Annotated in this window: 6 protein-coding genes and 1 pseudogene; 5 read left to right on the top strand and 2 right to left on the bottom strand. The window is 35.4% G+C overall.

The window, feature by feature from the left end; all coding sequences use genetic code 11:
• The 3 genes and pseudogenes from V179_RS27745 to V179_RS27740 all read left to right on the top strand — a co-directional run.
• Positions 1–402 (top strand): annotated as a pseudogene (locus tag V179_RS27745) (hypothetical protein); the annotation flags it as partial.
• Between the two features lie 732 nt (positions 403–1,134).
• On the top strand, positions 1,135–2,229 hold the full coding sequence (locus V179_RS0110290) for a CotS family spore coat protein (RefSeq protein ID WP_028391365.1): 1,095 nt from the start codon (positions 1,135–1,137) through the stop codon (positions 2,227–2,229).
• Between the two features lie 2 nt (positions 2,230–2,231).
• On the top strand, positions 2,232–3,869 hold the full coding sequence (locus V179_RS27740) for a glycosyltransferase family 4 protein (RefSeq protein ID WP_084552298.1): 1,638 nt from the start codon (positions 2,232–2,234) through the stop codon (positions 3,867–3,869).
• 492 nt (positions 3,870–4,361) lie between these two features.
• Here V179_RS27740 and V179_RS0110280 read toward each other — a convergent pair whose 3' ends face one another.
• Together V179_RS0110280 and V179_RS27735 are read right to left on the bottom strand one after the other, a co-directional pair.
• Complete coding sequence (locus V179_RS0110280; RefSeq protein ID WP_235179019.1) at positions 4,362–5,516, bottom strand: glycosyltransferase family 4 protein; 1,155 nt, start codon at positions 5,514–5,516, stop codon at positions 4,362–4,364.
• 118 nt (positions 5,517–5,634) lie between these two features.
• Positions 5,635–6,444, bottom strand: coding sequence for a UTP--glucose-1-phosphate uridylyltransferase (locus V179_RS27735; protein WP_051404918.1), 810 nt, complete (start codon positions 6,442–6,444; stop codon positions 5,635–5,637).
• Positions 6,445–6,759: 315 nt separating this feature from the next.
• On the opposite strand from V179_RS27735, the gene V179_RS0110270 reads away from it, so the two are divergent.
• Together V179_RS0110270 and V179_RS0110265 are read left to right on the top strand one after the other, a co-directional pair.
• A complete protein-coding gene (locus V179_RS0110270; RefSeq protein WP_028391363.1) occupies positions 6,760–8,049 on the top strand; it encodes a UDP-glucose dehydrogenase family protein in 1,290 nt (429 codons plus the stop codon).
• Positions 8,046–8,993 (top strand): NAD-dependent epimerase/dehydratase family protein, encoded by a 948-nt coding sequence (locus V179_RS0110265; protein WP_028391362.1) that lies wholly within the window; start codon positions 8,046–8,048, stop codon positions 8,991–8,993. Before V179_RS0110270 ends, V179_RS0110265 begins: the two co-directional genes overlap by 4 nt.
• Positions 8,994–9,001: the final 8 nt, after the last annotated feature.

Below are 9,001 nucleotides of genomic sequence, written 5' to 3'. Positions count from 1 at the left end.
GACGAAAGTGGGGATGAAAGTTTGAACGAGAGCGTGTATGAAAGTGCCGACGAAAGTGAGTATGAAAGTGCCGATGAGAGCGAGTATGAAGGTGCCGAAGAAAGTGTAGATGAAAGCGCCGACGAGGGCGAATATGAAGGTGCCGAAGAAAGTGTAGATGAAAGTGCCGATGAAAGCGCTGACGAGGGTGAATATGAAGGTGCCGAAGAAAGTGTAGATGAAAGCGATGACGAGGGCGAATATGAAGGTGCCGAAGAAAGTGCCGATGAAAGCGCTGACGAGGGCGAATATGAAGGTGCCGAAGAAAGTGTAGATGAAAGTGCCGATGAAAGCGCTGATGAGAGCGAGTATGAAGGTGTCGAAGAAAGTGTAGATGAGAGTTCAGACGAGAGTGTGGACTAAGACGAATAAAAAAATGTAGTTATTTAGAAAAACTAAAAAAAATCTTCTTTAGGGGGGTCAACTTAAAGTGATCCCCCTAATATTTTTATTCCGCATTAGTAAGACCCCCACCTCAAGGCTTAGATGAATTCTAAGAAGTGTTGGTGGGAGACAACTGACGGTAAATACCTTGTTGGTTCAACTAAGATCAGTGGGGGATGAAGAACCCCTCTCACTGATTGAAATTTCACTTTATTAATTTGTCTAAAAATACTTTTGCGAATTGGACAAGCGTTCAAATTAGCTGGTAATTTCATTTCTTAAATAAGTAAGAATTTCAACTTTCCAATTAAGTTGAGACAATGATAGCTTGTTGAAAGATGAATTATTCAAATTTGCCTTATGCTTCTATGCAACTGTCCTATACAAATATTTGATTAGTGCATAATTTAGTTAAGAGTATTTAATTCTGCAAATGGGTCCTTGAAAAAATTATAAACTAATACCAATTTCCCTAACATTACAAATAGCCGAATACACTTAGACTTCTTATATTAATAACTTGGAGAAACATCATCTTTTACCTGAATTTTATTAGGATCCATGGGAATAATTCTTCGAATAAATTACAGGTGCATATGAAGAAATATATTTTTTAGTAAAGCGTTGATAAACCTATATGGTTTCCATCGTAAAAAATTGACAGCGCTTATTTCTTGCAGAAACTACGATTTAATTCATAGGAGGGATATGATGGATAATTTAATAATTGAACCATGGGAAACCGATGATTTAACTGATGAATTTTTTGTACCTGATTATATTGAGCAAATAGCACAGGAAGTTCTTAAGAGTTACGATCTTTCTGTTAATAGCAAACAAGTCATAACTACAAAAGCAGATAAAGGCGGTGCGATTTGGAAACTTGAAACAACTTCTGGTCCCAAAAGTTTAAAGCTGTTACACAGAAGGCCAACGAGAAGCATGTTTAGCTTAGGAGCTCAGGAGTATTTAGTTAAAGTACAAGAAGCGAGAGTTCCGCCACTTGTAAAAACAAAGGATGAAAAGGATTATGTCGAAGCAGGAGGGAAGTTATGGTTCGTTGCAGAGTGGATTGAACCGTTAGCACCTGTTACGAAAGATTTAGAAGGTGCGAAACATTTATGTTATGCTCTCGGTGAATTTCATCGTTTAAGTAAGGGGTATGAGCCACCGCAACAATCTGAAGTAGCTTCACGACTGCGTAAATGGCCATCTAGTTATGAAAAGATGATCAAAAAAATGGATTGGTTCCGAAACATTGCTAACGTCTATCGTGAATTACCAGCAAGTACACATTTATTAAATGTAGTTGATATGTTTGAAGAGCAAGCAAGAAATAGTTTAACAAGGCTTAATCAATCGAGTTATTCCGAATTGATAAAACAAGGAAATGCTTTTTGGGGACTTGTTCATCAAGACTATGGCTGGTCAAATGGGCAAATGGGTAGTAATGGAATGTGGATTATTGACCTAGATGGGGTTGCGTTTGATCTTCCGCTTCGCGATTTAAGAAAGCTGATAAGTGGCACAATGGCAGATTTATATAGATGGGATGTACATTGGGTTCGGGAAATGATTAAGTCTTATCATGAATCAAATCCCCTAACAACTGAATTATATGAGATTTTAATGATTGATTTGTCACTCCCAAATGAATTTTATAAAAATATTAAAGAGGTTGTCTATGATCCTGAATTATTTTTAAATGATCAAACAACACAGTTGATCCAAACAATTGTCGATACTGATCAGACTAAATGGCCAGTGCTTGAAGAAATCGCAGGCGATTGGAGGGGGATGGAATAACGATGAAAATATTAATGATATGTACAGAAAAACTACCAGTGCCTCCGGTGTTAGGTGGGGCGATTCAAACGTATATTTCGGGGAACCTCCCTTATTTATCCCAATTTCATGAAATTACAGTTTTAGGGATTAGTGAACCATCACTTCCAAATCTAGAAACTATAAATGGTGTTCATTATGTACGCGTACCTGGTCAAATATTAGAAATCTATCGAGAAGGCGTCATCAAGTATCTAGAATCGACATCCTTTGACTTAATTCATATTTTCAATCGGCCGCGTTTGATCCTACCAGTTCGGAAAGCAGCTCCTGAAGCCAAAATTACTCTAAGTATGCATAATGATATGTTCAATCCTGACAAAATAAGTCCAGAAGAAGCAACTGCTGCATTAGAAGAAGTATCTAATATTGTAACGGTAAGTGACTATGTTGGTAATGTAATTAAGAATCTTTATCCACAAGCAACAGCGAAAATTTCCACAATTTATTCTGGCGTAGATACTGAGCAATTCTTACCGGGAAATCATCCTAAAATGCAAAAAATACGCAATGAAATTCGTAGAGAACATGGCTTAGAAAACAAAACTGTCATTTTGTTTGCAGGTAGACTTTCACACAATAAAGGCGTAGATCGATTAATTCGGGCATTGCCAGAGCTTACAAAAAAATTTAAAGATTTAGCAGTAGTAATAGTAGGGAGTAGTTGGTTTAGCAAAGATGAGGTAACTGATTATGTTGCCTATGTAAGAGCAATGACAAAGAAACTTTCAATACCAGTAGTAACAACAGGTTTTGTTTCTCCAAGTGTCATTCAAAACTGGTTTGCAGCGGCTGATTTATTTGTATGCACGTCTCAATGGAACGAGCCATTGGCACGAGTACATTACGAAGCGATGGCAGCAGGTCTACCTATTTTAACGACTGCAAGAGGTGGAAATGCAGAAGTCATTCAACTTAATGAAAATGGTCTAGTTGTAGAAAATCCAGATAATCCAGTTGGTTTTGTCGATAAGATTACTGAAATTATAGCTGACAAATCAAAAATGAAAAATATGGGGATAAAAGGGAGGGAACTTGCAGTATCTCTTTATAAGTGGGACAGAGTTGCTTCGGAGATACTTGCAGTATGGGATAAGGCGATTCATACGTCATCTTCATCAGGACCACAAGATCTACCCAATAATGATGAACAATTAATCAGCAAAGCTTTGGTGATGAGCCCTGATCCTATTGAAGCTAAGCCATCTGAAATTAAATCCCAAAATGAGCAGAATTATAAAATGGAGACTAATTCTGAAGATGAAGTAATAGAAGAATCAATAATAACCTTAGATAATAAACCAGAACCAGAACCAGAACCAGAACCAGTACTAGTACCAGAACTAGAACCAGAACCAGAACCAGTACTAGTACCAGAACTAGAACTAAAACCAGAACCCAAAAAAGAAAAAGGAATTAAAAATAATAGAACTAAAAGTAAATCGAGAACTGTTACTGTTAGAGATTTGATTAAAGAGTCTCTTAGAGATTCTTTAAGAGAGATGATCGTAGAACAAACGATTAACGATATGAGTAAAATTTCGTCTGAAAATTCGATAAAAAATTTGATTAGAGAGCTTCAAAAAAGAAAAATTGATTAAGTAAACCTTAACATCACAAATATAGACCCGTTTTTTAGGAAGCGGGTCTATATTTGTGAAAAGTATTTCGTAAAAAATTATAGAGTGTGTTCCAAATGAGGTGACTTAAATATCTATATACATAAAACTGTATATTACAATTAAAGTTTTTTACAATATGTACGTTGGCAATAATCTCTTCTCATTTTCTTAAATGAAAATGTATTAAACTCTTCCGTAACGTGTTCCATTAGAGCTTACGAAATTGACATAAGGATTAATAGATAATAAACGATTTTTTTTTTTATAAAACGAACTTCTTACCCATATTTATTCATACTACATAAAAAAAACCTGTAGAGCAGCCCTTTTTTAGAGTCTACTCTACAGGTACAATTCGCAATTCATTTTCTACCTTTAAAGGATAATAAATGTTCTTCACTTTTAGAGGATAGTGTGAGTGTAAGCTTATATTACAACTTCTGCAATAACGTGTCTTATAAAGGCATCTTCCTATGATTTCTTTCTTTCCAGGGAAGTTGCATATAGATGTTCCAAACGTTGAGATACATGCTCAAATCCATAATTTGATTCAACGAATAACCGGCCTGTTCTGGCAATCGAGTCGGCCACTTTTTCATTGGATAATAAATAGGTAATGGCGTCTGCAAATGATTCTGAATTTGTATAATCATCTATGACGATACCGTTTTCTAGATGTTTAATAATTTCTGCATTTCCTCCTCGGTTCGTAGTAATGATCGGTAACCCGGCCCCCATCGCTTCGTAATGTACTCGAGCAAGGGGTTCTTGCCATTGGGAACTGCAGACGAATACATCCCCAACTAGGAAATGAGCAGGAATTTCGCTTGGGGGTATAAAACCTGTAAATACAACTTTATTTTTTCCTAACTTTTCAGCAAGTTTTCGCAAATTTAATCCAAATTCATCAATTCTATCGTCACTAAACCATTTACTACCCACAATGACTAATACCGCATCAGGATGCTCTTCAATGACTTGCTTCATGGCTTTTAAAAGTATATCAGGTCCTTTTACGGTACTTAAGCGCCCAACGAATAAGACAACTTTCTTATCCTTAACCCCATACTTTTTTCGAAGTTCGTTCCTTAGAGGATTTGCAACTTGATCCCAAATAGGTTTATATCTTTGCAAATCAATTCCGGAATAAATAACCTTAACCTTGTTTTTGGCTAAAGGAAAACGAGATAAGATTGTTTCTCCGATATATTCACTGATAGTCATGATACTATCCACGGCTCTAATGACCAAATTCCCCATTTCTGTAGAGATTCTTTCTTTCCCAAACATTTCATTATGAAGACTCAACACAAAACGGCTCGCAGGCATAGCGTTTTTATAGAATAAGAGATCACGAGGACGGTTGAATACATGGATTACATCGTAGTATTGCTTGTTTGCCATTTTTTCTGCCAGTTTTTTTCCTACATTAAATGGGTAATTATCACGGGGAACACGAATATATTTGACACCATTTACTTCTTCCATGTCGGGAAGATCCGGATCTGTAATGCAATAAATTGTTACATGATGTTTCTTGTTAATATAAGGTGTCACTCCATCGATTAAAACTTGAATAGCACCACCTCTAATAGAAGGAACGGTGAGTTTTTCTGTGCAAATCAATGCGATATTTATTGGTTACACTCCCTTTCATTGAAGAATTGGTCAAAGTGGTATTAAACCACTTGTTTTAAATCCACATATGGAACGTTCCTTTTCAAATTCTATACTTATATATGCACTACTCCATAAATGGTTGAATGTATTGATTGGCAGCTAGAAACTCCTCAAATCTACTAATATCAAAGCGATCTCCAACAATCGTCGTACCAAAGAAACTTTCTGCCTTCATCATTTCATTAATGGCATCAGTTAATTGAATTTCTTTTCCTACCCCAGGTGTTAATCCTTCTATATAGGAAAAAATTGATGGATTGAAGATGTATCTGCCAATGACAGCTAAATTTGACGGTGGATTTTTTTGTGGTTTTTCAACAATATTAACTATTTTACTAATTTTCTTCTCAATTTTTCGACTTTCGACAACACCATAATTTGACAACAGGTGCTTTTCTACTTCATATAGACCAAGTACACTTTTCTTTTGTTTTTCATAAACCTTTATTAACTGTTTTAATCCGTTTGTTTTATTATTAAAAATAACTTCATCCGGTAATAAAACAGCAAATGGATCATTACCAACAAAGTTTTTCCCTAAGAGGATTGCATCACCAAGCCCTCTAGCATATGGTTGGCGAATATATTGGATATGAATATCAGGAATTTTGTTTTTTTCTAATAAATGAGTAGATTGTTTTTTTTCAAGAAATGCTTCAAGTTCAAGTGAGCGATCAAAATAGTTTGCAATCAGATTTTTTGATTGTGAAACTACGAATAAGATCTCCTCAATTCCAGAGGCTAAAGCCTCTTCTACGACATAATGAATAGCAGGTTTTACACCGATCGGAAATAATTCTTTCGGTACAACTTTTGTTATTGGTAAACCCCTCGTTCCATATCCTGCTGCAGGGATAATTGCCTTTTTGATCATTTCTTAAATCACCTCGAATGCTATTTATTATTTTATGAAACAGTAGAGATTTATGACAATGTTAAAATTATGTTAACTTTAGTATTAAATGATTTTTTCTTTGTTATTGGAAGTGCAATAGTCTAATTTCTAAGTATTTTTTAAATTTGAATAATTATTTTTGTCAAAAGTAGCTGAGATAAATAGGGTTATTCTTGGTTAAACAGATCCTATATAAAGGAAATTTTTATTGTATATAGGCATTTGTTAAGTCACAGAAATTTGTCCATTAATATGATATAGAACTTTAGATATATAGAGAGGGGACTATGTGGTATGGAAATCTGTGTGATAGGGGCGGGCTATGTAGGCTTAACGACCGCAGCCGTTCTGGCAGATCTCGGACACTCTATTTGTTGTGTTGACACAAATATTGAAAAAATTAAACAACTAAAACGCGGTGAAGTTCCAATTTACGAACCTGGATTATCTGAATTAATAAGTAAAAACAAAGATCAATTGACATTTAGCTCGATGATTGTTGAAAACATTCAAAAAGCAGCGGTAATTTTCATCGCTGTTGGCACTCCATCATTATCGGATGGGAGAACCGATTTAACATATATTCAATCAGTAGTAGATGAAATTGCTAAAGCGATAAGCTCTTATAAAACGATTATTACAAAGAGTACGGTGCCACCTGGGACCAATGAAAATATAGATAAAATGTTAAAAGAAAAAGGAGTGGATCCAAAGCTATTCAACGTCGTATCTAATCCAGAATTTCTTCGAGAGGGTACTGCCATTTCAGATATGATAAAACCAGACAAAATTGTCATAGGCAAACAGCAAGACGATCAAAAATCCCTTTCAATCTTAAAAGAAATATATAAAAGCATTACAGCACCTTTCATAGTCACAAGCCTTAACGGTGCAGAAATGATTAAATATACGTCCAATGCTTTTTTAGCGACAAAAATCTCATTCATCAATGAAATAGCAAGAATCTGTGATAAATATAATGTGAATATTGAAGATGTTACAAAGGGAATAGGTACTGATCCGAGAATAAGTCCCCATTTTCTTTCGTCGGGAATTGGGTACGGCGGTTCCTGTTTTCCAAAGGATGTTCGTTCATTAGAATACAGTGCATTAGATAAAAATGTAACTCCACTGTTGTTACAAGCTGTTCAGGCAGTAAATCAATCACAAGTTAATCTATATATAGAGAAACTAAGTGCTTTCATAGATGACTTTTCAAGGAAAACAATTGCTGTATTAGGTGTTGCTTTCAAACCAAATACGGATGATACAAGATATTCGCCAGCTGTTTCATTAATTGAAAAATTAAGTTCACTAGGCTGCATTGTACAAACGTATGATCCTAAAGCTCAACTTCCTTTCGAAAAGGTGGAAACGGTCAGCCAGCATGCCAAATTAGAAACGGCAATTATGAATGCTGATTGTGTGATTATCGCAACAGATTGGGATGAATTTAAACAGTTAAATTGGTTGAAAATAAAAGCGCTAATGAAAGGTGATTTCATTTTGGACGCACGTAACTGTATTGATCCACAAGTAGTCAGGGAAACAGGTTTAACATATATCGGAGTTGCCCGTTCATGAAAATATTGGTCACAGGGGCGGCGGGATTTATTGGTTCACATCTTTGCGAGAAGCTTTTAACAGACATGAATAATGAAATTGTTGGAGTTGACATATTTACTGGTCCAACACCTAATAAACTGAAGAGAGTGAATCTGGATAACTTGCTCTTAAACAAACGTTTTAAGTTAATTGAAGCGGATATATTGACAGCTAACCTAGAAAAATTACTTGAAGATATTGATGTTATTTATCATTTAGCAGGAATACCTGGTGTTCGTTCGAGTTGGGGAAAAGATTTTGATCCTTATGTAAAAAATAATATATCCGGAACACAGCGTCTTTTAGAAGCCGTTAAGAATAAAAAATTAGTTAAGTTTATTTATGCCTCCACTTCATCTGTTTATGGAGAAGTAGATGGAAAAGTCGCTGAAAATGCCTATCTCACTCCACTCTCCCCATATGGAATCACAAAATTAACAGGTGAACATTTATGTTATGTTTATCATAAAAGCTTCAACATCCCGATTGTAACTGTAAGGTTTTTTACTGTTTACGGGCCAAGACAGAGACCAGATATGGCGTTTCACCGCTTCATTACACAGATTTTGAAAGAAGAAACACTTTCCATATTTGGTGATGGGACACAGACGAGAGATTTCACCTATGTAACGGATTGTGTTGAAGCTATAGCGTCGATTATTTACAAGGACAATGTGATTGGCGAGACCATCAATATTGGAGGAAAAGAACGTGCCTCGATTAATGAAATACTTACAATCATAGAAACACTTACAGGAAAAAAAGCAATAGTTGATTACTTGCCAAAACTACTTGGAGAGCCAAGGCACACTTGGGCAGATATCTCAAAAGCAAAAAAATTGCTGAACTACAATCCAAAAATTTCTTTAAGAGAGGGAATTACAAAGGAAATAGAATATATCCAATCTATATTTACGATATAGGAGGGATA

The organism is Bacillus cihuensis, assembly GCF_000504145.1.
In the GTDB taxonomy this organism is placed as follows: domain Bacteria; phylum Bacillota; class Bacilli; order Bacillales; family DSM-1321; genus Peribacillus; species Peribacillus huizhouensis.
This window is presented reverse-complemented; position numbering and strand designations above follow the sequence as displayed.